25 protein-coding genes, 1 tRNA gene and 1 pseudogene are annotated in these 23,642 nt (G+C 59.4%); 14 read left to right on the top strand and 13 right to left on the bottom strand.

From position 1 onward, the window contains the following. The first annotated feature begins 113 nt into the window (after positions 1-113). Entirely contained in the window at positions 114-953 is an 840-nt protein-coding gene (locus tag AC13C0_RS17885) for a putative RNA methyltransferase (RefSeq protein WP_117617163.1), read from the top strand. 9 nt (positions 954-962) lie between these two features. Here AC13C0_RS17885 and AC13C0_RS17880 read toward each other — a convergent pair whose 3' ends face one another. Together AC13C0_RS17880 and AC13C0_RS17875 are read right to left on the bottom strand one after the other, a co-directional pair. Continuing rightward, complete coding sequence (locus tag AC13C0_RS17880) at positions 963-1,439, bottom strand: hypothetical protein (protein WP_482954820.1); 477 nt, start codon at positions 1,437-1,439, stop codon at positions 963-965. 12 nt (positions 1,440-1,451) lie between these two features. Next, positions 1,452-1,781 carry a hypothetical protein gene (locus AC13C0_RS17875; protein ID WP_117617162.1) on the bottom strand — a complete coding sequence of 110 codons (330 nt, stop codon included), beginning with the start codon at positions 1,779-1,781 and terminating at the stop codon, positions 1,452-1,454. 219 nt (positions 1,782-2,000) lie between these two features. Between AC13C0_RS17875 and AC13C0_RS17870 the strand changes: the two genes are divergently transcribed. Next, positions 2,001-2,417, top strand: coding sequence for a hypothetical protein (locus AC13C0_RS17870; RefSeq protein WP_117617161.1), 417 nt, complete (start codon positions 2,001-2,003; stop codon positions 2,415-2,417). A gap of 34 nt (positions 2,418-2,451) precedes the next feature. After that, entirely contained in the window at positions 2,452-3,693 is a 1,242-nt protein-coding gene (locus tag AC13C0_RS17865; protein ID WP_117617160.1) for a saccharopine dehydrogenase family protein, read from the top strand. On the opposite strand, the gene cydC is transcribed toward AC13C0_RS17865, so the two are convergent. The 3 genes and pseudogenes from cydC to AC13C0_RS17850 form a co-directional block, all read right to left on the bottom strand. After that, entirely contained in the window at positions 3,690-5,303 is a 1,614-nt protein-coding gene (gene cydC, locus AC13C0_RS17860) for a thiol reductant ABC exporter subunit CydC (RefSeq protein WP_482954819.1), read from the bottom strand. The two genes, AC13C0_RS17865 and cydC, sit on opposite strands and share 4 nt — an antisense overlap. Beyond that, positions 5,296-7,005: a thiol reductant ABC exporter subunit CydD gene (gene cydD / locus AC13C0_RS17855; RefSeq protein ID WP_117617158.1), complete on the bottom strand. Its 1,710-nt coding sequence runs from the start codon at positions 7,003-7,005 to the stop codon at positions 5,296-5,298. Before cydD ends, cydC begins: the two co-directional genes overlap by 8 nt. A 255-nt stretch (positions 7,006-7,260) precedes the next feature. Continuing rightward, a pseudogene (locus AC13C0_RS17850) lies at positions 7,261-7,383 on the bottom strand (cytochrome ubiquinol oxidase subunit I); the annotation flags it as partial. Between the two features lie 184 nt (positions 7,384-7,567). On the opposite strand from AC13C0_RS17850, the gene AC13C0_RS17845 reads away from it, so the two are divergent. The 8 genes from AC13C0_RS17845 (at position 7,568) to pgm (ending at position 15,253) form a co-directional block, all read left to right on the top strand. Continuing rightward, entirely contained in the window at positions 7,568-8,197 is a 630-nt protein-coding gene (locus AC13C0_RS17845; RefSeq protein ID WP_482954818.1) for a class I SAM-dependent methyltransferase, read from the top strand. Positions 8,198-8,286: 89 nt separating this feature from the next. Beyond that, positions 8,287-8,373 (top strand) — tRNA-Leu (locus AC13C0_RS17840). Positions 8,374-8,627: 254 nt separating this feature from the next. After that, positions 8,628-10,736, top strand: coding sequence for a glycogen debranching protein (locus AC13C0_RS17835; protein WP_482954817.1), 2,109 nt, complete (start codon positions 8,628-8,630; stop codon positions 10,734-10,736). Positions 10,737-10,746: 10 nt separating this feature from the next. Then, positions 10,747-11,952: a phosphogluconate dehydrogenase (NAD(+)-dependent, decarboxylating) gene (gene gnd, locus AC13C0_RS17830; protein WP_117617154.1), complete on the top strand. Its 1,206-nt coding sequence runs from the start codon at positions 10,747-10,749 to the stop codon at positions 11,950-11,952. A gap of 1 nt (position 11,953) precedes the next feature. Beyond that, on the top strand, positions 11,954-13,366 hold the full coding sequence (zwf, locus tag AC13C0_RS17825; protein ID WP_205422256.1) for a glucose-6-phosphate dehydrogenase: 1,413 nt from the start codon (positions 11,954-11,956) through the stop codon (positions 13,364-13,366). Beyond that, positions 13,363-13,488, top strand: a complete 126-nt coding sequence (locus AC13C0_RS17820) for a hypothetical protein (RefSeq protein ID WP_264756463.1) — start codon at positions 13,363-13,365, stop codon at positions 13,486-13,488. Before zwf ends, AC13C0_RS17820 begins: the two co-directional genes overlap by 4 nt. After that, positions 13,485-13,610, top strand: coding sequence for a hypothetical protein (locus AC13C0_RS17815; RefSeq protein ID WP_264756462.1), 126 nt, complete (start codon positions 13,485-13,487; stop codon positions 13,608-13,610). The genes AC13C0_RS17820 and AC13C0_RS17815 overlap by 4 nt, the downstream gene beginning before the upstream one ends. After that, on the top strand, positions 13,607-15,253 hold the full coding sequence (gene pgm / locus AC13C0_RS17810) for a phosphoglucomutase (alpha-D-glucose-1,6-bisphosphate-dependent) (RefSeq protein ID WP_117617152.1): 1,647 nt from the start codon (positions 13,607-13,609) through the stop codon (positions 15,251-15,253). The genes AC13C0_RS17815 and pgm overlap by 4 nt, the downstream gene beginning before the upstream one ends. 204 nt (positions 15,254-15,457) lie before the next feature. Here pgm and AC13C0_RS17805 read toward each other — a convergent pair whose 3' ends face one another. Further along, on the bottom strand, positions 15,458-15,601 hold the full coding sequence (locus AC13C0_RS17805; RefSeq protein WP_162893668.1) for a hypothetical protein: 144 nt from the start codon (positions 15,599-15,601) through the stop codon (positions 15,458-15,460). A 278-nt stretch (positions 15,602-15,879) separates the two neighbouring features. On the opposite strand from AC13C0_RS17805, the gene AC13C0_RS17800 reads away from it, so the two are divergent. Then, positions 15,880-16,671, top strand: coding sequence for an enoyl-CoA hydratase (locus AC13C0_RS17800; RefSeq protein WP_117617151.1), 792 nt, complete (start codon positions 15,880-15,882; stop codon positions 16,669-16,671). 11 nt (positions 16,672-16,682) lie between these two features. Here the strand turns inward: AC13C0_RS17800 and AC13C0_RS17795 are convergent, their stop codons facing one another. The 3 genes from AC13C0_RS17795 to AC13C0_RS17785 are packed head-to-tail and all read right to left on the bottom strand — an operon-like array spanning position 16,683 to position 18,905. Further along, complete coding sequence (locus AC13C0_RS17795) at positions 16,683-17,201, bottom strand: DUF192 domain-containing protein (RefSeq protein ID WP_482954816.1); 519 nt, start codon at positions 17,199-17,201, stop codon at positions 16,683-16,685. Next, positions 17,198-17,959 (bottom strand): ABC transporter permease, encoded by a 762-nt coding sequence (locus tag AC13C0_RS17790; RefSeq protein ID WP_117620244.1) that lies wholly within the window; start codon positions 17,957-17,959, stop codon positions 17,198-17,200. Before AC13C0_RS17790 ends, AC13C0_RS17795 begins: the two co-directional genes overlap by 4 nt. Before the next feature lie 25 nt (positions 17,960-17,984). After that, positions 17,985-18,905, bottom strand: coding sequence for an ABC transporter ATP-binding protein (locus AC13C0_RS17785; RefSeq protein ID WP_117617150.1), 921 nt, complete (start codon positions 18,903-18,905; stop codon positions 17,985-17,987). A gap of 164 nt (positions 18,906-19,069) precedes the next feature. Between AC13C0_RS17785 and AC13C0_RS17780 the strand changes: the two genes are divergently transcribed. Together AC13C0_RS17780 and AC13C0_RS17775 are read left to right on the top strand one after the other, a co-directional pair. Next, positions 19,070-19,504, top strand: coding sequence for a hypothetical protein (locus AC13C0_RS17780; protein WP_482954815.1), 435 nt, complete (start codon positions 19,070-19,072; stop codon positions 19,502-19,504). Between the two features lie 83 nt (positions 19,505-19,587). Then, complete coding sequence (locus AC13C0_RS17775) at positions 19,588-19,899, top strand: hypothetical protein (protein ID WP_482954814.1); 312 nt, start codon at positions 19,588-19,590, stop codon at positions 19,897-19,899. Here AC13C0_RS17775 and AC13C0_RS17770 read toward each other — a convergent pair. From AC13C0_RS17770 to AC13C0_RS17755, 4 genes are all read right to left on the bottom strand, one after another. Next, positions 19,892-20,461 (bottom strand): hypothetical protein, encoded by a 570-nt coding sequence (locus AC13C0_RS17770; protein ID WP_117617148.1) that lies wholly within the window; start codon positions 20,459-20,461, stop codon positions 19,892-19,894. The genes AC13C0_RS17775 and AC13C0_RS17770 overlap by 8 nt on opposite strands. Before the next feature lie 158 nt (positions 20,462-20,619). Continuing rightward, positions 20,620-22,086 carry a PhnE/PtxC family ABC transporter permease gene (locus tag AC13C0_RS17765; RefSeq protein ID WP_482954813.1) on the bottom strand — a complete coding sequence of 489 codons (1,467 nt, stop codon included), beginning with the start codon at positions 22,084-22,086 and terminating at the stop codon, positions 20,620-20,622. Positions 22,087-22,102: 16 nt separating this feature from the next. Then, a complete protein-coding gene (locus AC13C0_RS17760) occupies positions 22,103-22,753 on the bottom strand; it encodes a phosphonate ABC transporter ATP-binding protein (protein ID WP_117617146.1) in 651 nt (216 codons plus the stop codon). Then, the gene (locus AC13C0_RS17755; protein WP_482954812.1) at positions 22,753-23,628 is read right to left on the bottom strand and encodes a putative selenate ABC transporter substrate-binding protein; all 876 of its coding nucleotides are present in this window, start codon (positions 23,626-23,628) and stop codon (positions 22,753-22,755) included. Before AC13C0_RS17755 ends, AC13C0_RS17760 begins: the two co-directional genes overlap by 1 nt. Positions 23,629-23,642 lie beyond the last annotated feature (14 nt).

The raw sequence follows: 23,642 nt of genomic DNA, 5'->3' as shown, positions 1-23,642 counted from the left end.
CCCAGATTTCAGTGCTTGGGATGGCAGTGGGCCGAGGGTACCTTTCTCTTTGGGTAAGACCAAAATACCTGCCATGATACCCGGCCCCGACTGTTGAACTGGATACACGAACCATGATCACTATGCCGTTTGATGCATTAGCCTGCCCACTGGACGGTTGCCCGCTCATCCCCAGCGAAAAGACCTGGCGGTGCGAGAATGGGCACAGCTTTGATGTTGCGAAGCAGGGCTATGTGCATCTGTTACCGGTTCAGAAGAAACGCACCCTGGACCCGGGTGACAGTAAGGAAATGGTCGCGGCCAGACAACGGTTCCTGAATGCCGGCTTCTACAAACAAATCGCCGACGCCGTGAGCGAACTCGCGCTGCAGTCGCTTCCGAGTGAGGGGACTGGCTCGGTGCTGGATGCCGGTTCCGGAGAAGGCTATTACCTGCGCCACCTGGCAGGCGTCGCTGGCGACAGAAGCCTTGCCATGATTGGCGTCGATATCTCGAAATGGGCGGTCCTGGCAGCGGCAAAACAGGATAAGCAGACCCGATGGGTGGTCGGCAGCAACGCAAACCTGCCGGTATTGCCGGAATCAGTGGATCTGGTGCTTTGCCTGTTCGGGTTTCCGGTTTACAGCGAATTTTTCAGGGTACTGAGGTCCGGAGGGCAATTGATACAGGTGGATGCCGGTGCGGACCACCTCCGGGAACTGCGCGAAATCATTTATCCCGAACTGAAACCGCCCGGAGACAATGAGACCCTTGCCCCGGAGGGTTTCCAGCAGCTGGATTCAACCGTGGTACGTTTCCCGCTGACCCTTCCAGAACGGGACAGCATTGCCGACCTTCTGGCCATGACCCCGCATCTTTACCGGGCCAGCTCAGAAGGCCTTGAAAAGGCAGCGGCACTTGAATCACTGGATGTGACGGTGGATGTCATACTGAAACGTTTCGAGAAGTTGTAACGACTGAAATCACTGACTATCTTCTGAACCCGGTGTCGTTCCACACTTGCGGGAGGCAAGACGTTTTTCGGCTTTCCCGATAATCAGGGTGTCCGCGAGAATGTGCAGCGCCTTGTTGGTGGTGCGCACGGTTCGATAAATCTGTTGGCTGGTCTCATCGTGGGTTTCCCGCGCCTTGCGCGCGGTCTGCCGGAAGTCTTCATCCCGTGAAAACAGATCGATCAGGCCAAATGTTGTATTAGAGATAGCCTTATGCAGTTTTTCGACCGCGCTGGCACCGTTTGAAACGGTATCCTCGAGGAGTCTGGCGCGATTCCGAACCTCAAGAAGGTCCATTCTGCTCTTCTGGATGGCGCTGTTTGCCGCCAGGCGATGGGAGTTGAGGATCCGGGCCTGCCGCCGGCAAAGCAGCAGTTGCCAATACGTGTAGCACAGCCCAGCTAAGGCCAGGAGAAGGAGAGCTGACACGATAACTATAGTGATCACAACAATGCGCTCCTATCGGTACTCGATCTGCATATCCACATCAATTTCACGCTCTGTCAGCTCTTCTTCAAGCTCTTTCATCACTTCCTGGTAAACCATTTTACGAACCATTACCGGAAGTTTGTCCGCAAGCACGCGGGCTGAGCGGGATTCCCGCTTGGCCAGGGCAATCGGATCCAGCACCCGCAGCGTAATAACCAGCTCCGGTTCCTGCGCTGACTCCACGATATTGTCATTCTCCATCATTCGGGCGATCACTTTACGCTGTTCCAGAACCTGCCAGCAGACAAAGCCGCTGAACAGGGCAAGCAGAATGCTCAGTACCGTAAGAAAGGTGATCAATTCGGACCTCCGGGAATCGTTCTGTTCACTGCCTGGCAGTGTGCCTGGGCAGTGTGCCTGATAGAGTGTGACAAACGATTGGCCGTGACGACGGATTTACCGGTGGGGCGGGGAAAATAGAACGGCGCTCAAACCTGCTAATATCGGTTAGGGTTGTGCAGTGAACTAGGCTAAATCAATGAGTTAAGGTCGACTATTCATGCTAACGGAGGATTGCTCATGGTTTGGTTCAAAGCGTTTGTAAGTGGTTTTCTCGCGACCCTGGTGTTCCATCAGGGCCTGCTCACGCTGTTCTGGCTTGGTAACGTAGTGCCCAAGGCACCTTTCAACCTGTCCCCGGTGCCACCGCTGGGTGTTCCGGCCGTTGTATCGCTGGCGTTCTTTGGCGGCCTATGGGGTATGGTGTTATGGCTCATTCTTGGCCGTCTGGCCGGGGTGAGGTTCTGGCTGGGTCATGTCATTGTAGGGGCAATAGGTCCCACGGCAGTCGCCATGCTGGTGGTTTTCCCCCTCAAAGGGCTTGATGTGTCCGCCCAGACCTGGGTGGGCGGGCTTCTTCTCAACGGCTTCTGGGGCCTGGGTGTTGCCGTGTTCATGCGCCTGATGGCTGCAAAAGCGCCATCGGGCCTCCGATGAATATTCAATCAACAGTCTCGACTAAGGAAGATCAATGACTAAATCCGCAGAAACGACCCATGATCTGGTGGTGTTTGGTGCCACCAGTTTTGTCGGCCAGATTCTTACCCGTTACCTGCTCGACACCTACGGAGTGGGTCAGTCGGTGAAATGGGCGATTGCCGGGCGCTCCGAGAGCAAGCTGAATACCCTGAAATCCGAACTGGGTAACACCGCGAAAGATCTGCCGGTGATTCTGGCCGATGCCTCTGATGAGGCGGCGCTTCAGGCCATGTGCGAACAGACCCGTGTCATCATTTCCACCGTCGGCCCCTACGCTCTGTACGGTGAGCCGCTGGTGCAGACCTGCGTACGCACCGGGACCGATTACTGCGACCTGACCGGCGAAGTGCAGTGGATCCGTAAAATGGTGGAGCGCTACGAGGAGGAAGCCAGGTCTTCCGGCGCCCGCATTGTTCACTGTTGCGGTTTCGACTCCATTCCGTCCGATATGGGCGTCTGGTTCCTGCAGAACCAGGCAGAGCAGGTCTTTGGTGAGCCCTGTCGCGATGTCCGCATGCGGGTGAAGACGGCCAAGGGCGAGTTCTCCGGTGGCACTGTGGCCTCCATGATGAACGTGGCGAAGGAAGCAGCGGCGGATCCCAAGCTGCGGAAGGAACTGGCTAACCCATTCTCCATCTGCCCGCCGGAGCACCGCTCCGAAACCCGTCAGCCGAGTCTGAAGGGCGCGGAGTTCGACAAAACCTTTAACGCCTGGCTGGCGCCGTTTGTGATGGGAGCCATCAATACCCGGGTGGTGCATCGCTCGAATGCGCTGCAGGATGCCCGGTACGGCAAGGAGTTCACCTACGACGAGGCAATGATGACCGGCCGCGGCACCAAGGGGCGACTGGCTGCCTACGCCATCATCGGTGGTCTGGCGGCGTTCTTTACCGCCTCTGCCATCAAGCCTACCCGCTGGCTGGTTGAGAAGTTCGTGCCTCAGCCCGGCGAAGGGCCAAGCCCGGAAGCCCAGAAATCCGGATTCTACGATCTGCGCTTTGTGGGCCGGACCGAGGATGGCAAGACCATCATCACCAAGGTGACCGGCGATCGGGACCCGGGTTACGGTTCCACCGGCAAGATGCTGGGCGAAGCGGGGATGTGCCTGGCTTTTGATATTCCGGCAGACCAGCCCGGCGGTTTCTGGACCCCGGCGTCATTGTTGGACGGCAAACTGATGGAACGTCTGACCAGCAAGGCTGGCCTGACCTTCGAGGTGGTTGAAACCCGCTAGCGGCTCAGGTAAATCACGCGGTCGGTGCCCGGAAGGGCATCCGGCCCGTGCGCCAGGCTGATTACCGTTTTCCCGTCCAGAAGACCATCCATCCGTTTCGCTATTCGAGCCCGGGTCTCAGCATCCAGGCCGGTAAACGGCTCATCCAGAACCACCAGCGGGGCAGGGTTCAGCAATACCCGCGCCAGCGCCACCCGCCGAGCCTCACCACCAGACAGCCGGCTGCCCGCGCTTCCCAGCCAGGTATCAAGCTGGTCCGGTTCCGAAGCGAACCGCTCCGCCAGCTCCACCTGCTCCAGAATGCTCCACAGGTCGGTATCGCTCGCCGCCGGGGAGCCCAGCAACAGATTTGCTCTCAGAGTATCCTCAAACAGCACGGTTTTCTGGGTCAGATAAACCCGTTCCTGGCACGCGAATGTGCCATGTGCTGGCAGCACCCCGGCGAAGGTGTCCGCCAGGGAAGACTTGCCACTACCGGAATGGCCAAGGATTCCAAGTCGCTCGCCGGCCTGAACCTCAAGCTCGAAATGTTTGAACAATGGCGCGTAACCCGCATGTTTTACTGTGATATTCTCTGCCCGAAGCGCGGTATCCGCCGGCAGATCCACAGCGCCGGAATGAACAGCCGGTTGACTTGCCCGGCAATCCCGGTTCAGGCGTGTAGCCGAGGCCACGGTCGCCCCCAGCTTGCCGAATGCATCCGGCAGCATGGTGTAGGCTTCTGCCAGTCCGAGCAGGGCAATCGGCAAAAGAACCAGCACCGGCCCGGATAATGTACCGGCCTGATACAGGGCAAAACCGGCCCAGAGCGCGAAAACGGCAGAAAGGTTGATCAACAGGTGAGCACCGGCCAGGTGCCAGCCAATCCGGGCGTCTGCCTTAGCCTGCTCTGAGGTTACCTGATGAGCCTGGCGCATCAACCCGGCCGCATGTTTTCCGGTTCTTCCGGCCGCGGTCAGCTCCGCAAAACCCTCGATGTGTTCAACCACGGCGGTTCGCAGGGCTTCCTGCCGGTCACTCTGCCCGGCTGAGAGGTGTCGGGTTCGCAGATAAACGCCGATGGTAGCGATCAGGAACGCCACCAGCAGTACCAGGCCCACCAGCATGGCTGTCTGTAAATCAAAGAGCACCGCTGCCAGCATCACGACCAGTACGGAAACCAGCGCAGCAAGTGCGGTTGGTGCGATCAGCCGAAGATACAGGGTGTCCAGGGAATCGACATCGCTGGTCAGTCTTGACAGCCATTGGGCCCCCGTCAGCTCACTCCTGTGGCTCCGGCTCGCGAGAGATAGTCCCCGGAACAGCGCCACCCGGATGTCGGTCAGCAAGCGCAACACCGTATCGTGGTTGTACACCCGCTCCAGATACCGGAACACCGTGCGGGACACCGCAAAGAGCCGGATGGCCCCGCCGGGCACATACAGATTGATGGTAGCGGCAACTCCGGCAGCCAGAAGAAGTCCCACCAGCGCCGTTTCTGTGATAAACCAGCCGGAAATCGCGAGCAGGGCAATGCCGGAGAGCAGGGTTGCCAGAATCAGGAACCCACCCATTACAAGCCGGCCAGGGCGTTTGCAGATCAGGTCCAGCCAGGGTTTCAGTTCACGCATCCCGAACCTCCCCGCCGGACACCAGCAGCACCCGGTTGGCCAGTGTAAGCAAGGCCTGGTGATGGGTGGAAAAAATCAGGGTTTTGCCAGCCACCGCCAATTTGTGCAGGGCCTCCAGCACAAACACTTCACTGTCGCAGTCCAGACCCGCCGTGGGCTCGTCCAGCAGGATCAGATCGTAATTGGCCAGGAAGATACGGGCCAGACTCAGGCGCCGCGCCTGCCCGCCAGAAAGGCCGTGACCGTCTTCGGACACTGTACTGTGAATTCCGTCTTTCCGACTGTCCAGCAGGGGGCCCAGGCCAACATTGCGCAGGGCAGCTGCAATGGCAATATCGGAGGCGTCCGGCGTGGTCAGCCGAAGGTTGTCCGCCCATGTGCCCTGAACCAGAAACCCTTTCTGTCCCAGCCAGCCAAACCGGAAACTGCCGGGAGTCTGGCCGAACAGCTGGATGGTACCGCTGTCCGGTGCCATAAAGCCGGCCAGCAGGTGCAACAGGGTGGATTTCCCGCCACCGGAGGGACCGGTAAGGGCAATAACGTCGCCCTGCCGGATCGTCAGCGACAGTTCCTTCAGAACCTGATGGTCAGCCCGGAACACCTTTGACACCGAATTCAGCTCAATCACATCGATTGCGGCGGCTGTGTCCGCCAGTTCAACCGACCGATGGCGATCCACCTTTCTGTTCAGGCGCTCAAGAATCTCCGCGCCGGCCCCCATAGCCGCGGCACGGTCATGGTAGTGCTGGGAGAGGGTCCTCAGCGGCTGAAAGAACTCCGGAGCCAGCAACAGGATCAGCAGCCCCGAGAATAACGTCAGCTCCCCCGAAGGCCCATAGGTGATGTAACCCAGCAGGCCAAACCCGATATAGATCGCGATTACCGCGATGGCAACCGAGGCAAAGAACTCCAGCACCGCCGACGACAGGAAGGCGATCCGCAAGGTTTTCATGGTGATACGCCGGTAATAGTCCGACCGCTTGCGAATAAGCTCGGCGGCACCGGTGGTCTGGCCAAACAGTTGAAGAGTTGTCAGCCCGCGAACCTTGTCCAGGAACTGCCCGGAGAGCCGGCTGATGGTCTCGAAATGCTGCTGGTTCAGCTTTTCCGCGCCCATCCCCACCAGGGCCATAAAAACCGGAATCAAAGGGGCCGAGAGCACAAGAAAGATCCCTGCCAGCCAATCCAGCCAGAACACCAGAGCCAGAACCAGCAAAGGCACAATCATCGAAAGGCTCATTTGCGGAAGGAAGCGGGCGAAGTAGCCGTGCAGGGCCTCAACATGGTCTATCCATTCCCGGGCGAGGGTGCCGGCTGAAGACTGGCCCAACCCGACCGGGCCAGTGGCTTGCCAGTGCTTGTGAATCTGCCGCCGGGCATCCCGGCGCACCTGCTCGCTGCAGCGGGCGGCAAGCCGGGTCTGAAAGCCCTGGCCAATAGCGCGAATGAGGATGGCCAGAATCAGGCCAAGAAAGAGGGGAGTCAGTTCCGCAACGGGAACGTTATCGGTCACACCCAGATGAATAATCCGGGCGAGAAGGAACATCTGGACAATGGTGGCCAGCCCGGCAACCGCACCCGCCGCAACCGTACCCCGGATCCAGAGACGGTTGCCACGGGCCAGTTGCCCAAGCCACTGCTTCACGGCTTGCTGGTTGGCGGCGGCTGTCTCTCCGCCCCCGTCAGCCCGTGGCTCAGCCACTTAGTGGTAGCCCTCGCGGCCGGAATACCCAGTCGGTCCAGGCGGTGTAGGCCGGCACCACCCTGCACCAGCCAGGTCTCGTTGCCATGGCACATAAATGATGATGCCGAAGCCGGTAATGAAGGCCCGGATAAGGGGCGGATCAGACAGTTCCATAATCAGCAACCTCCCTGACTGGCCGGGATCACCAGAGCGTGCATTACGATATCATAATCCGAAACGACCAGAAGACGATGGCAACCGGCACTTCATTCAGGCCAGGCCCTCGAGAACCGCAATGCAGGAAGTCAGGCCGATGGTAAACACTGGAAAAATGGCGTGAAATGACACCACGAACGCGAACTGGATCAGCGACAGGATGAGAGGATCAAGTACCATGGGAACCCTCCGGTAATGTTCACATCAAAATAAACGGGTCCAGCGAACCCGTTCAGCCGCTGCCTTGGCTCATTTTGTTATGTTGTTATTACCGGCAGATGGTTGTCATGCTACTAAACATGGCGACAAAGCCGATAGGGCAGATTGTCGCACCCCTTGATATAAAACAAGTAAGGGCAAGCCAATGAGCTTTTACGAGGACCGGATACTGCCACACATCATAGACTGCGCTTGTTCCATGGGCCAGGTGATGAAACTGCGCAGCCAGGTAGTACCCCACGCTAAGGGCCGGGTGCTGGAAGTGGGTATGGGCTCCGCCATCAACCTGGAATTCTATAACCCCGACCAGGTAGAGATGGTGTACGGCCTTGAGCCCTCAGACGGCATGCGCCGCAAGGCCCAAACCAATCTCGCCCGCTCTCCAGTCAAGGTAGAATGGCTGGACCTGCCCGGAGAGAAAATCCCACTGGAAGACCACTCCGTGGACACCGTTCTGCTCACCTTTACCCTGTGCACCATCCCGGACTGGCACACCGCGCTCCAGCAAATGAAGCGGGTGCTAAAGCCCGGCGGCGAACTCCTGTTCCTGGAGCACGGCGAATCACCCCACGACAGCACCCGAAAATGGCAACACCGCATCACCCCGGGCTGGAAGAAACTCGCTGGCGGCTGCCACCTGAACCGCCACATCGCCGACCTGATCCGGCACTCCGGCTTCGAAATCCTGGAGCTGGAAAACCTCTATATTCCCAAGGCGCCGAAGATCGCCGGCTACATCTACAAGGGCAGGGCCATCAAGCCTGCAGAGGCCTGATCAGCGGAGTAGAGAGCAAGGGCAGAATCCGAATTGCGTTACCCTACGCAGCCTTATACAATTCTGCCCCTCAAAACCTCCCTCCGAATGCCCGGATGGTGAAATTGGTAGACACAAGAGACTTAAAATCTCTCGGCCGCAAGGCTGTGCCGGTTCGATTCCGGCTCCGGGCACCATATTTTTATGGTTCGAGCGATTGATGCCTGCAAAGCGTCTTGCCGGGCCTCCGCTCCAAGATCATCATTGATGAACCCATGCGCGGCATACTGCCACTCCTGAATCTCGACTCGAAGACGGGCGAGAGCTACCATGAAATGGGCGGCGAAACCGTGCAGAAGTGCTGGCAATTGTCGCTGGCGCGCCGGACCCTCATTGAGTACGTGGCGTATCGCATTTGTAATGCAGGGTTGAAAGTGAGATCGGGGGAAACATGACATCGCCGGAGACAGCATCATCCCGGTGGGCGGCGACCGAAGGGCTTCCGTTCCCCCTGGGCCCGACCAGGATAGAAAAAGAGGGCGCCTGCAACTTCGCGCTTTACTCCAAACATGCGGAGAGCGTCACGTTGTTACTCTATACCGAGAGCGATGTGGTCAATCCGGTATTCGAATTCCGGTTGGATTTCCTCAAGAACAAAACGGGCCGGGTCTGGCATTGTCGTATCCCGTTTACGTCAATGAAGGACGCGGCCTACTACGCGTATCGTGTCGGGGGACCCAGACCGGATGGCCGCTTCGAGTGGCACACGTTCGATCACGACAAGATCCTGCTCGACCCCTATGCCAAGTCGGTGTTCTTTCCCCCGGCCTTCGACCGGCTCGCCGCCGTCCGGCCTGGCTCGAATGCCGGCAAGGCGCCGCTGGGCGTGCTTGCCGGCGACAGCGAGGGCTTCGACTGGCAAGGCGACCATCGCCCCCGGCACGAGGCCGACACGGTCATTTACGAGCTGCACGTCGGAGGATTCACCAAGAACCCCAACTCCCGCGTCAGGGACGAGGCGCGCGGAACATATGCGGGCCTGGTCGAGAAGATCCCGTACCTGAAGGATCTGGGGGTCACCGTGGTGGAGTTGATGCCGGTGTTCCAGTACGACCCCGCCGACGGCAACTACTGGGGCTACATGCCGCTGAACTTTTTCTCCCCTCACCACAGTTACCTCAGCAACCACACGGTCAAAGCGCAACACAACGAGCTGCGCGACATGATCAAGGCGCTGCACCAGGCGAATATCGAGGTGGTACTTGATGTGGTCTACAATCATACGGGCGAGGGCGATCACATGGGCCCGGTCTATAGCTACAAGGGGATCGACAACAGCACCTACTATCTGATGGCGGACCGGCCGGATGCACCCTACGAAAATTTTTCCGGTACCGGCAACACGCTCAATACGTCGAACCGCGCCGTCCGCAAGATGATCATGGACAGCGCCCGTCACTGGGCCCACGAGATGCACGTCGACGGCTTTCGCTTTGACCTCGCGTCCCTCTTTACCCGTAAAGCGGACGGCTCGGTCAACGCCAACGACGTGCCGCTGCTCAGCGACATGGCCTCCGACCCGGATCTGGCGCAGCTGCGCCTGATTGCCGAGCCCTGGGACGCCGCCGGAGTGTACCAGCTGGGCCGGGCGTTCCCGGGCATCATGGCCTGCCAGTGGAACGGCAGATACCGGGACGATCTCCGTCGCTTCGTCAAGGGCGATCCCGGCATGGTGCCAGCCCTGATGCGTCGTCTGTACGGCAGCGACGATCTGTTCCCCGATGACCGGATGAATGCCTATCATCCCCACCAGAGTGTCAACTACGTCGCCTCGCACGACGGCTTCACCCTTTACGACCTCGTGGCCTACAACCAGAAGCACAACTGGGCTAACGGCCACGACAACAGCGACGGCATGGCGGAAAACCACAGCTGGAACTGCGGCTGGGAAGGCGATGAGGACGTGCCGCCGGACGTCATGAAACTGCGCAAACAACAGATCAGGAATTTCTGCTGCCTGCTGTTGCTGTCGAACGGCACGCCCATGTTCCGTGCCGGGGATGAGTTCATGCACACCCAGGCCGGCAACAACAACCCTTACAATCAGGACAACGAAACGGCTTGGATCGATTGGCGCCGACTGGACGCCAACCCGGACATCTTCCGTTTTTTCAAGTTGATGATCGCGTTTCGCAAGGCGCATCCGTCGCTGGCGCGGAGCCGGTTCTGGCGCGAGGATATCCAGTGGTACGGGGTTGGCCGGGATCCCGACCTTGGCGGTGATTCCCGCAGCCTCGCCTTTGCCCTGTACGGCGGCTCGCAGCAGGATGACGACCTCTACGTGATGATCAACGCCTGGTGGGAGGAACTGACCTTTGAGATACAGGAGGGGGAAGCTAACACGTGGCGGCGCCTGATCGATACCAGCCTCGACAGCCCGTCCGACTTTCTCGAACCCGGCACCGAAAGCCCGTTGCCGTCGATGCATTATCGCGTTCCGGCCAGGACCGTGGTCGTGCTGGTTCGCGATCGGCCTGAATCCGCAAGCGCCGACCTTTGAAGAGAATGATATGACCGCCGCCGAGCTGTTCTGGGCGACCAAACAAGGCATCCGGTTTACCGGAATGCCCGCCTGGGGCCCGTCCCGAAGCGACCAGGAGCTGTGGGACATTGTCGCGTTTGTGATGACACTGCCGAAAATGAATGCCGCGGATTATGATGCGCTGCGGGTGAGACCCGAACAAAGGAGATTGAAGATGCAGATCGGAATGATAGGCCTGGGACGTATGGGCAGCAATATGGTGCGGCGCCTGCTGCGGGGAGGGCACGAATGTGTGGTGTACAACCGTAGCCCCGAAGCCGTCGAGGCACTTGCCAACGAAGGCGCCGTCGGCTCGGTGTCGCTGGAGGATTTTGTCGCCCGCATGACCCCGCCGCGCGCGGTCTGGCTGATGGTGCCCGCGACAGTCGTGGATGAGATGCTGGCACGGCTGGCGCCGCTGCTCGAAGCGGGCGACATCGTCATCGATGGCGGCAATTCCTATTACCGCGACGATATCCGGCGCGCGGCCGAACTGCAGCAGAACGAGGTGCATTATGTGGATGTGGGAACCAGTGGCGGCGTCGCTGGTCTGGAGCGTGGTTTTTGCCTGATGATTGGTGGCGAGCAGGACATCGTCCGGCACCTCGATCCGGTTTTTGCCACGCTGGCCCCGGGAATGGGCACGGCGCCACGCACCCCTGGCCGGGACAAGCCCGGCAGCACCGCCGAACAGGGCTACCTGCACTGCGGTCCGCACGGCGCCGGGCACTTCGTCAAGATGGTCCACAACGGCATCGAATACGGTCTGATGGCGGCGTACGCCGAGGGCCTGAACATCCTGCACAACGCCAACGCCGGCAAGCGCGCGCATGATAGTGATGCCGAGACTGCGCCAATGCCCAACCCCGAGTATTACCAGTACGAGCTGGACCTGCCCGAGATCGCGGAAGTCTGGCGGCGCGGCAGCGTGGTGGCGTCATGGCTGCTCGATCTCACGGCCGCGGCGCTGGTGGAGGATGCCGATCTGCGCGGCTTCTCGGGGCGGGTGTCGGATTCCGGTGAGGGGCGCTGGACAGCACTGGCGGCTATCGACGAGGGCGTGCCGGCGCCGGTCATCAGCGCGGCGCTGTTCGGGCGCTTTGGCTCGCGTGGCGATGCCGACTATGCCAACCGGGTGCTGTCTGCGATGCGAAAGCAGTTTGGCGGGCACGATGAAAAGAAAAAGGAGCACTGAGTTGGATATCGGCCACAACCACATACCGCCGGCGGATGCACTGGTGCTGTTCGGCATTACCGGTGATCTTGCCCGCAAGAAGATCTTTCCGGCGCTCTACGCGATGGCCAAACGCGGCACCCTCAACGTCCCGGTGGTCGGCGTCGCCAATTCCAGGTTAAGCCCGGCGCAACTGCGCCAGCGCGCCCGGGATGCCATCGAGGCGTCCGGCAAGATCGATGACAAACCCGCCCTTGATCGACTGCTCTCCCTGCTCGACTACGTCAGTGGCGACTACAACGACCCGGGTACGTTCACGGCACTCAGGAAAGCGCTGGGCGAGGCCCGGCGACCGGCGCACTACCTGGCTATCCCGCCTTCCTTGTTCGAGACAGTCACCCAGGGGCTCGGTGCCGCGGACCTGGCCGGGCAGGCCCGCGTCATCGTCGAAAAGCCGTTCGGGCGCGACCTGGCTTCCTCGCGGGCACTCAACCACGTGCTGCGTTCGGTGTTTGCGGAAGATGCAATTTTCCGCATCGATCACTACCTCGGCAAGGAAGCGATCATGAATATCCTCTATTTCCGCTTCGCCAATTCCTTCCTCGAGCCGATCTGGAACCGCGACCACGTGGCCAGCGTGCAGATCACGTTGGCCGAGGATTTCGGTGTGGAGGGGCGCGGCGCATTTTTCGAAAGCGCCGGCACGCTTCGGGATGTCGTCCAGAACCACCTGTTCCAGATCCTCGCACTGCTGGCCATGGAGCCGCCGGGCTATCAGGGTTTTGACGCGGTGCACGCCGAAAAATACAAAGTGTTCCGGGCCATGCGCCCGCTCGCGCCCGACGACCTGGTGCGCGGCCAGTACGCCGGTTACCGCCAGGAGCCGGGTGTGGCGAAGGAGTCCGACGTCGAGACCTTCTGCGCTCTGCGGCTGTTCATAGATTCCTGGCGCTGGCAGGGAGTACCGTGGTATCTGCGCGCGGGCAAGAGTCTGCCCACCACGGTGGCCGAGGTCCTGGTTGAGTTGAAGCCGCCGCCGCAGCGGCTGTTCGACGATTCGCTGCCGGCGACCGGGTCGGCCAATTATCTGCGCTTCCGGCTGTCCCCGGGCTCCACCGTCGCCCTGGCCGCCCGCATCAAGCGCGCAGGCAAGGACTTCACCGGCGACCAGCACGAGCTCTTCCTGCAGGATCAGCAGCCGGAAGATGAATCGCCCTATGAGCGGCTTTTGGGAGACGCCATGGCCGGTAATGGGGCGCTATTCGCCCACGAAGATTGTCTCGAGGCTGCCTGGGCGGTCGTTGACCCGGTTCTGACCACGCATCACCGGGCTCTGGCGTATCCACCCGGTAGTTGGGGGCCAGAGGCAGCAGATGCGCTTATTGCGGCAGACGGCAGCTGGTACAACCCGATACCGGTGAAGGCGAGAAAATGACAATGACGAACGAAGTGGTGTTTCTGCTCGACGTGGACAGGCTGCTAGACAACATCACGCGCGATCTGCTGGACCGCGTCGCCTCAAAAATCGAAGTGCTGACCAAGGCCAGGCAGACATGAGCGGCGCGACGCTGACCACAGTTTCGGCCGCGCCGGCGCAACGCCTGGCAGAGCCGCCGATCAACGTGACGGAAAAACGCGCCGTGCTGCACACCGTCCTGCCGCGGAGCGGACGATCATGAAGCCGAGTCCCCTTGCAGGCAAGCCGGCCACGCCAGCGGTACTGGTCGATGTGTCTAAACTTGTTACGGCCTATTACTCGGACGTGCCAGATGTTTCAGTGCCGGAGCAGCGAGTTAAGTTCGGCACCTCGGGGCATCGCGGTTCCGCGTTCGAAAACAGCTTCAACGAAGGGCATGTGCTCGCCATCAGTCAGGCCATTTGCGATTACCGAGTGCAGCAGGGCATCAATGGCCCACTGTTTCTGGGTATCGACACACATGCGCTGTCCGAGCCCGCCTGCGCCAGCGCGCTCGAGGTGCTGGCGGCCAACGGGGTGGACGTCATGCTTGCCGAGAACGACGAATACACGCCCACGCCAGTGATTTCTCACGCCATTCTCTCTTACAACCGCGGACGCGCTAGCGGACTGGCGGACGGCATTGTCATCACGCCGTCGCACAATCCGCCCGACAGCGGCGGCTTCAAGTACAACCCGCCCAACGGCGGGCCGGCGGATAAGGACGTTACCGGATGGATCGAAGCCAGAGCCAACGGATTTCTGAAAAACGGCCTCCAGGGCGTGAAGAGAATGCCTTTGGAGAAGGCGCTGCACGCCGCCACCACCCACCGCCACGACTTCCTCAACGCTTACGTGAGCGATCTCGGCAACGTGATCGACATGGAGGCGATCCGCGGCGCGAACATCAGTATGGGCGTGGATCCACTCGGCGGCGCCGGCGTTCACTACTGGGGACCGATTGCCGAGCGCTACGGTTTGAATCTGACGGTGGTGAACGAAGCCGTCGATCCGACCTTCCGCTTCATGACGGTTGACTGGGACGGCCAGATCCGCATGGACCCGTCATCAGCCTACGCGATGCAGAGCCTGATCGGCCTCAAGGATCGCTTCGACATCGCTTTTGCCTGCGACACCGACCACGACCGGCACGGCATCGTCACCCGCAACGCGGGTTTGCTGCCGCCCAACCATTACCTGGCAGTTTCCATTTTCTACCTGTTCCAGCATCGGCCGGAGTGGAGCAAGGATGCGGCGGTGGGTAAGACGGTGGTTAGCAGCCAGATGATTGATCGCGTCACGACCAAGCTCGGCCGCCAGCTCTACGAGGTGCCGGTCGGTTTTAAATGGTTTGTGGATGGCCTGCTTGACGGGTTGCTCGGCTTCGGCGGCGAAGAGAGCGCGGGCGCATCCTTCCTGCGTCGTGACGGCAGCGTCTGGACGACGGACAAAGACGGCATCGTTCCGGCTTTGCTCGCCGCGGAAATCACCGCGCGCATGGGCCGCGATCCCGGCGAGATCTACCGCGAGCTGACGCGCGAGTTCGGCGAACCTGCCTATGACCGGGTCGAGGCGCCTGCCACGCCGGCGCAAAAAGCGATGCTGTCAAAACTCTCGCCACAACAGGTGCGGATCTCGCAACTGGGCGGCGAGAAGATCGACCGCATACTCGACCGCGCGCCTGGCAACAACGCCCCGATCGGCGGCATCAAGGTGGTCAGCGCCAGCGGCTGGTTCGCCGCGCGGCCGTCCGGCACCGAGGACATTTACAAAATCTACGCGGAGAGCTTTCGCGGCGAAGACCACCTGCGTGCCCTGCTAAGCGAGGCGCAGACCATCGTCGACCAGGCGCTGACGGGGCATTGATGCGCGCCACACTATTTGCACAGTTAAGGAGTGGCCATGTCAGACCCACTCGATCAGCTTTGCATCAACACTGTGCGGTTTCTGTCGGTGGACGCCCCTGTCAATGAAAGACACTATTGAATGACAAGACATCGCGAACATGAAGGCATCTAAGGAGTTACCAGTGGCTCAGCAGGTTGACGAATTAACCAGTCGGAACACTGTCTACGGATCGTTCTGCTCCGGCAGTGGCTGGATCCTATTGATGTCTCCGGTTGGGACTGCCGGATCGTCCTTGATGATCACCATGATGCCGCCGCCGATAATAGCAATGGCGAGGATGGCTTTGATAATGATCGATTTCCACATGAGTGGCTCCTGTCGGCATTTTTGACGTCTCTACGGACTTTATGGGCAGCGGCGGCCTGTAACAACCCTGTAGCCGAAAAACTGTGGACCCTACAAAAGTCGCTTCGACAGTATAGCCGGTCTCGGCAATACTGGAACCTGGACTTCGGAGAAGGCGGTCGGAAGTTGTTCCCAAAATACGCTGTAAATACTTCCCTGTACGCTTGGCTCCGCACGATTTTGGGAACAACTTCCGGACCGCCTCTGCCACGTATATGGGCTCGAACAGGAGAGCAGTCATGACAGAACAATCGGAACCGCTGGTCCACAAGTACAGCGAAAACGGCATTACCACACTCACGCTGAACCAGCCCGGTAAGAAAAACAGCCTTTCGATGGCCATGCTGGAGGCATTGTCCGAAGAGCTGGAGACCATCGCCTCGGATTCTGAAACCCGGGTTGTGGTTCTGGCGGCCCATGGCAACGTGTTCTGCGCCGGGCACGATCTTCGGGAAGTCCGGGAACAGTTCGATAGCCACGAGTTTCAGCTGGCACTGTTTAACCAGTGCAGCAAGGTAATGCAGCAGATCGTGAATCTGCCCCGGCCGGTGATTGCCCGGGTGGCGGGCGTTGCAACAGCGGCGGGCTGTCAGCTGGTGGCCAGTTGTGATCTTGCGGTGGCGGCGGATACCGCGCGGTTTGCCACGCCCGGGGTGAATATCGGGCTGTTCTGTTCAACGCCGATGGTAGCGCTGTCGCGGAATGTGTCGCGCAAGCATGCGATGGAAATGCTGCTGACCGGTGAGCTGATCAGCGCGCCGAAGGCAGAGCGCCTGGGGCTGGTGAACCAGGTGGTGGATGAGCAGATTTTGGATGAAGCCGTCTACAAGCTGGCCCGCACCATTGCCGGAAAATCGGGCCATACCCTGAAGATCGGCAAGGAGGCGTTCTACCGGCAGTTGGAAATGCCACTGGCCGAGGCCTACGAGTACACCTCTCAGGTGATGGCGGACAATATGATGGCGAACGATGCCCAGGAAGGTATCTGTGCGTTCCTGGACAAACGCAAGCCGGACTGGAAGGACAGCTGAGGCCTGCCCGGCTAACGTGCCGGGCAATTCTCCGTTCTCAGGTTCAGGCGATCACCTTGCCGGAGCTGGTGTTTCCGGAAGAACCCGGCGTTCATCTCCACTGCCTTGATGAAAGGCACGCCGGCCGGGTAGCTGGGGCACCTGGAACCACTGGCTGAAACGCAGGGCACCATCTGGCGGATACTGCCAATCACCCCGTCCCGGTTCAGGTACGCGATGTCCAGCGGAATCAGGGTGTTGTACATCCAGAAGCCGTGACCGGCGTCTCTGGGTTCCCGGTACTCGAAGAGCATGCCGGCATCGGGCGCCAGGGAGGTTCGACCCATCAATCCTTTTCGCCGCTGTTCCGCGGTGCTGGCCACTTCCAGTTGGACGGGCACGGAGCCTGCCTCTGAGACAAAGCAAGCATCAATGACCGGCAGGCCCTCCTGGGGCGCGGCTACGCCCAGGGAGCAGCCATACACTGCGGGACCGGCTGCAAGTATCGCCCAGTACTTCAGCGTGCGGAACAGGCTGATTCCCGGGTTCACGAGCGCAACCGGTAGCCGGTTTTGAAAATCCACCAGATGCCTGTCATGCACGCGGTCAGGAACACGAGGGTCATGCCTACGCTGATGCCCACATGGACGTCGGACACGCCATAGAACGCCCAGCGGAAGCCACTGATCAGGTATACCACAGGATTGAACAGGCTGATGGTTTGCCAGGTTTCCGGCAGCATATCGATGGAGTAAAAGGTACCGCCAAGGAACACCAGCGGCGTTACGATCATCATGGGTACAATCTGCAGTTTCTCGAACCCGTCCGCCCAGATGCCGATGATGAATCCAAACAGGCTGAAGGTGATTGAGGTGAGCACCAGGAAGGAGACCATCCAGAAGGGGTGCAGCACGTCGTAATCCACAAAGAATTTCGCCGTTGCCAGAATAATCAGCCCCAGGATGACTGACTTGGTGGCCGCAGCACCCACGTAGCCAAGCACCACTTCCACGTAGGACACCGGCGCCGAGAGCACCTCATAGATGGTGCCGGAGAACTTGGGCATGTAGATGCCGAAGGAGGCGTTGGAAATGCTCTGCATCAGCAGGGACAGCATCACCAGGCCGGGAATGATATAGGCACCGTAGGCGATGTTGTTGATGTCGCCCATGCGTGAGCCAATGGCCGAGCCGAAAACGACAAAGTACAGGGAGGTGGAGATCACCGGTGAAAGCACGCTCTGCATCACCGTGCGCTTCATGCGGGCCATTTCAAAATTGTAGATTGCGCGGATACCGTAAAGGTTCATGCCTTTCTCCAATGGGTCGGCGGGCTTATTCATGCACCAGGCCGACAAAAATCTCTTCGAGGGAACTTTCCCGGGTTTGCAGATCCCGGTACTCGATACCAAGGTCGCCGAGTGTGCGAAGCAGCCGGGCCACGCCGGCTTGTTCCTGCTGGGAATCGAAGGTGTAAACCAGCTCGTAACCGTCGTCCGACAGTTCCACGGGCTCCAGCATGAGTTCGCCGGGCATCTTGTCCAGCTTCTGCTGCAGTTGGAGCCGGAGTTCCTTTTTGCCCAGTTTGGTCATCAGCTGGGCTTTGTCTTCCACCAGGATGATCTCACCACCCCGGATCACACCGATGCGGTCCGCCATTTCCTCGGCCTCTTCGATGTAATGGGTGGTGAGGATGATGGTGACGCCGTTTTCCCGGAGCTTGCGGACCATTTCCCACATGTCCCGGCGCAATTCCACGTCAACGCCGGCGGTGGGCTCATCCAGGAACAGGATCTGCGGCTCGTGGGACAGGGCCTTGGCAATCATCACCCGGCGCTTCATGCCGCCCGAGAGGGACATGATCCGATTGTTGCGTTTGTCCCACAGGGACAGGTCTTTCAGCACCTTCTCGATGTGTGCCGGCTTCGGTGGCTTGCCGAACAGGCCACGGCTGAAAGACACCGCGCTCCAGACGGTCTCGAAGGAATCGGTATTCAGCTCCTGGGGTACCAGGCCAATGGTTTCCCGGGCCTTGCGGTAGTCTTTGACGATGTCGTAACCGGCGGCTTGTACTTGGCCGGAAGAGAGGTTGACGATGCCGCAGATGATACTGATCAGCGTGGTTTTGCCGGCGCCATTGGGGCCGAGCAGGGCGAAGATCTCGCCACGCTTGATGTCCAGGTTGATGTCTTTCAGGGCCTGGAAGCCGTCATCATAAACCTTGCTTAGGTGCTTAACGGAAATATCCGGCTGCACGGGCGTGTCCTGTGGTCAGAATGGGTCAATTGAAGGCGCCGTATTTTCTCATGACTGGCGCCAGTTTAGAAACCTTTGCCTTGGCAGGAGAAACCACCATAATACCGTGCTGGTTAATTCAGGGTGCGGTTATGGTACGCGCAATAGCAGTTGTGGGATTGATCGTGGGTTTGATTGCTGCCGTGGTCTTCGGCCCGCGAATGCTGGGGGATGCCGTTAACCAAAGCGGGAGCGGCCAACCCATGGCCGAGTGCAATCTTCTCGCTGCGCCCTGCCAGTGGACGACGCCCGCTGGCAAGTGGGAGGCCACTCTGGATACATTAACCGGGGAGGGTGAGCCGGGTATTGAATACCAGCTCACAGTAACCACCCCGCAGCGACCTGAGCGGTTTCTGGCGGTTCTGAGAGGCGAATCCATGTACATGGGGGAGTATCCGGTGCCTCTGGGCAACCGCATTGAAAACAAATATTCCGCACGCTTTACCGCGCCTTTCTGCACTATGGACTCCGCCATGACCTGGCGTATTGATCTGCAGCAGGGCCAGGAGCCGATCGGTGATATTCCGCTAAAGCTGGTATTTCAGGCCCAGTCACGCTGAGAGCCGCAAACCGGGAATCGGTTGGCTGACAAGCGGTCGGGATTGTGTAAAATGGCGAAATTGCCAATGTCAGGGGGCACGTGATGGATTACGGAGATAGTGTTCAGAAGGTACTGCTGAGGAAAATCCGCAAGGCCGAGCAGGATCTGATCCAACTGAAACTCGATTATTGCCGTTTTGTCTTCGGGTTGACCCACCGGGCGAAAGTGCTGGCCGGCGGCGTCACCTACGTGGTGCGGTCGGTGGATGTGGACAGCATGGCCAATACCGATGATGGCGGGTTCACACACCCAGAGATTACCGGTACCCGGGCAGACGAACAGGACCACGCAGAACCGGTTGCCCTGGGCACTGACTGGGTGCTTGAAACCACTCCGAGACAGGCCGCTAGATAAACGCGTTGGCGGTAATGGCCTCGTAAAGGCTCGACGCCGGCGGCACGTACTGACTTTCCCGCCAGAATTCCGCGCCTTCCAGCCCTGCCCGGAAGCAGGCCAGCAGTACGGTGCTTCCGGTTAATGTGCTTATTGCCTGGAGGGCTTCCTGTTGCGGGATGCCGGTCTTACGGCTGGCGATCTGGGCGACCACGCGGGCCAGCGCCCCGGAATGGCGGGTGGATTTTTCGCTGAGTGCGCATCCGGCACCGTACAACCACGCCGCGGCATACGCCCGCACCACTTCCGGTGCCGCAGGCAGTTCCAAGCCGTTCACCCTGCAATCCCGCTCCTGCAAGCCGGCAAGGATATGCAACTGGGTGATCAGCCGGGCCCGATCTGAAACAGGTCTGGACGAATGCTGCCCGAAACTTCCCCGGGCAGCGGTGCGGGGCTCACTGACATAGACAGGAGACGTGCAATTAACGGGTTCCGCGCGCACCAGCGCCGACATCCGGAAAGCCAGTAAAAGAAGCAGCGCCAGCAGCCCCACCTGAGTAAGAAGAATCAACCCGTCAACCATGGTCACCAGAACCCGGAATGTTGCAAAAGGTGATTACATTGTAACGGTATGTATCTGACCAATACCGCCAACCTGTCGCCATATCCTGGCTCAGAATTGACTCAAATGACGGAACTGTGACAGGGATCGCAGCGGGCATTCCGTGAAAAGCAGGCCGATCAGCAGGTTGGCATGGTCTGCAGGGCCAGTTTCCTGCGAATGTAACGGCCCAGGGCATCAATGCCGATGTTCAGAAGGGCGGTGATCAGGATCAGGATCATGGCCCGATCAAACCGGATGTTCTGGATGGCACTGTCGACATAGAAGCCCAGCGTGTAGATACCAAGAATGCCGAGAATGGCGGTTTCCCGCATGATGATTTCCCACCGGTAGAAAAGAAACGCAAGGAAGGACCGGTAGACCCGCGGAACCAGTTCCCAGCTGTAACGGTTGAAACCGGTGGGCGCGTCCGGGCGCAGGTGTATGGAGTTGGTCTGCCGGCCAATCAGGTGGCCGATGATGCCGCCGTTATGAAGCGCCAGTGCCACCACTGCTGGCAGCATGGACGGTCCCCAGAGCTGCAGGAGAATATAGGCCAGGATGTATTCCGGCGTGGAACGCGCAATCACCAGGAAAACATGTCCGGAGGTACGCCGGACCGGGCCGCCGAAATGATTGGAGATCAACGGGAAAGCCAGAAGGGTCAGTATTCCGGTAGCCACAAGGGCGATCTGGGTAAGTACCAGGGTATTCCAGATGCCGGGCAGGGCCTCGTTAATCATCAGGTCGCTCAGCCAGGGGAGCAGGCCTGCCAGCCCCTCGCCATCCCGCAGCGGGCTGGGGACGATGTCCTTAGTGAAAAAGCGTTCCATATTGCCCCAGACAATCGGCAGCCCTTCGCCCAGAAAGAATGGAGCACCGAGAACATAAACCGGCAAGAGCTTTGGTTTCACCCACAGGGGCATCGTTGCAATCAACACGTAAAACAGGATCAGCATTGCCCCGGCATCGGAGTAGAGCCCCTGGGAGAAGGAAGATTCCAGGTAGAAGCCGAGCGTGGGCAAGCCAACGAACCCGAGAATGGCGCTGGAACGAAGGCCGCATTCCAGGCGGTAGGCGGTGTAGGTCCGCAACTGCACCCAGCAATCGGGAATCCGGGTGTAGAGAAACGCCGCGATAACCCCGGTGCGCGGCGGCAGCAGACGGCCGGGTTCCGGGTCCGCCTCATCCAGGATCTCGGAATAGACCTTGGCAAAAATCCCTGAGTAGGGAATGGCTATCGCCAGCACCCCGGTAAGGGGGTGAAATCCAAAAAACTGAAGAAAAATGAGCGCCCAGAAAAGCTCGTGGATGGCCCGGATAAAGGCACAGAATATCCGGACAGGCAGCAAGTGGTAGACCAGCGACAGTAAAAATCCGCAAGCGCTACCCAACGCCACCCCCACAAAGGCAAAGGCAACGGTTCTCAGCAGCGCGGTCATCAAGCCTTCGCTGCTGAAGAAATTCGGAGTGATCACGCCAAGAAAGAAGTTGCCGAGGTCCCGCCAGGGATTCGATGCCGTAATGGCGATGTCAGCAAACAGCAGTCCGACCAGGGCGATGCCAAGGAAGATCAGGCTGGTGCGAACCGTTGGCGAAGAAAGCATGTAACTGGCCGTTTCCCTAGTAGAGAGACATGATGTCGGCTGCCTTCAGGTGGTCACTGGCTTCATCCAGGGCCACCTGTCCGTCCTGGATTCCGACGATCCGGTTGCAGTATTTCAGGGCCATTTCGACATCGTGGAGGGCTATCACACTTGTGGCGAATCGTTGCCTGAGTAGCTGCATTACCAGATGAGCCATGGGGCCGTCGAGTGCGGAAATTGGCTCGTCAGCAAGCAACACCGGCGCATTACGATAAAGAGCACGGGCAATGGCAACCCGCTGACGTTGGCCTCCGGAGAGCGAAGCGGTCGGCATCCAGAGTTTTTCCGACATGCCCAGCGCTTGTAGAATCTCGCGAACCTTATCGCGGTCCCGGAAAAACGGGCGTATCAGGGTAACCGTACTGTACCAGGCAGAATGTTTGTCGAGCTGGCCCATAAACACGTTATGGAATACCGGCAGTGCATTCACCAGGCCCAGATCCTGGGGTACCAGGGAGGACTCGCGATCAACCCGTTCGTGAATCAAGCGCATGAGTGTGGACTTACCGGCACCGCTCTTGCCAACCAGAGCGACCTTTTCACCCTGTTGAACCCTCAGTGAGAGCGGGCCAATAACCCGCTCACCACCGAAAGAGGCCGTGAGGCCCGTTAGGTCAAAGCCTGACATCAATCGAGGATCCCAATCTCTTCCGCAGTCTTGCGAACAGGCTCGTAATCGTCGTTCGATGCAGGAATAAAACCGGAGCGGGGAAAGCTCTCAAGCAGTTTGTGATCGTCCAGGTTGAGAAGAGCTTCGGTGACGCGCTGCTTGAAACCGTCGCCGAAACGCTCGTCGACGTCACCGCGAATGGTCCACTGATAGTCCGGGTAGGCAGGCGTGGTCCAGATGACCTTAACCGCGTCGGTGTCGATGTTGCCGTCGGCCAGTTCTTTTTCCCAAACCTGAAAGTTCAGGGCGCCCACTTCGTAGGTACCGGCTTCGACGAGACGCAGGGTACGGGTGTGGTTGCCACTAAAGCCAACGCGGGAGAAGAAGTCTGCCGGCTGGGCACCAAACACGTCACGGATATAGAATTCAGGCATCAGGCGGCCGGATGTAGAGCCCTTGGAACCAAAGGTGAAGGTTTTGCCCCGAAGTTCATCTTCCAGCGCGGAAAGTTCATCCGCAGGCTCTATACCGGTGCTGGTGTTGGCAATGAAGTAGGTTTCAAACGCTTCATCTTCCACGCCCTGGGCAATCGCCTCGGAGCCCGGCACCAGGCGACGCGCCTGAACACCGGACAGCCCGCCAAACCAGGCCAGTTGAACCTGATTATTGCGGAACGCGGAAACCGCGGCGGCGTACGATTTAACGGGGATGTAGCGGACCTCAACATCCAGTTCACCGGAGAGGTAATCCGCAACACCTTTGAAGCGCTCTACCAGTTTGGTTTCATCCTCATCGGGTATGGCTGTAAACACAAAGGTTTCAGCGGACGCCGATACTGCGGTGAAACAGAAAAGGCTGGAAATCATCAATTTCCGTATAACATTAAGAGCCATGGAAGTTCCTTGAA

This window comes from Marinobacter sp. B-21 (assembly GCF_056857895.1).
This window is presented reverse-complemented; position numbering and strand designations above follow the sequence as displayed.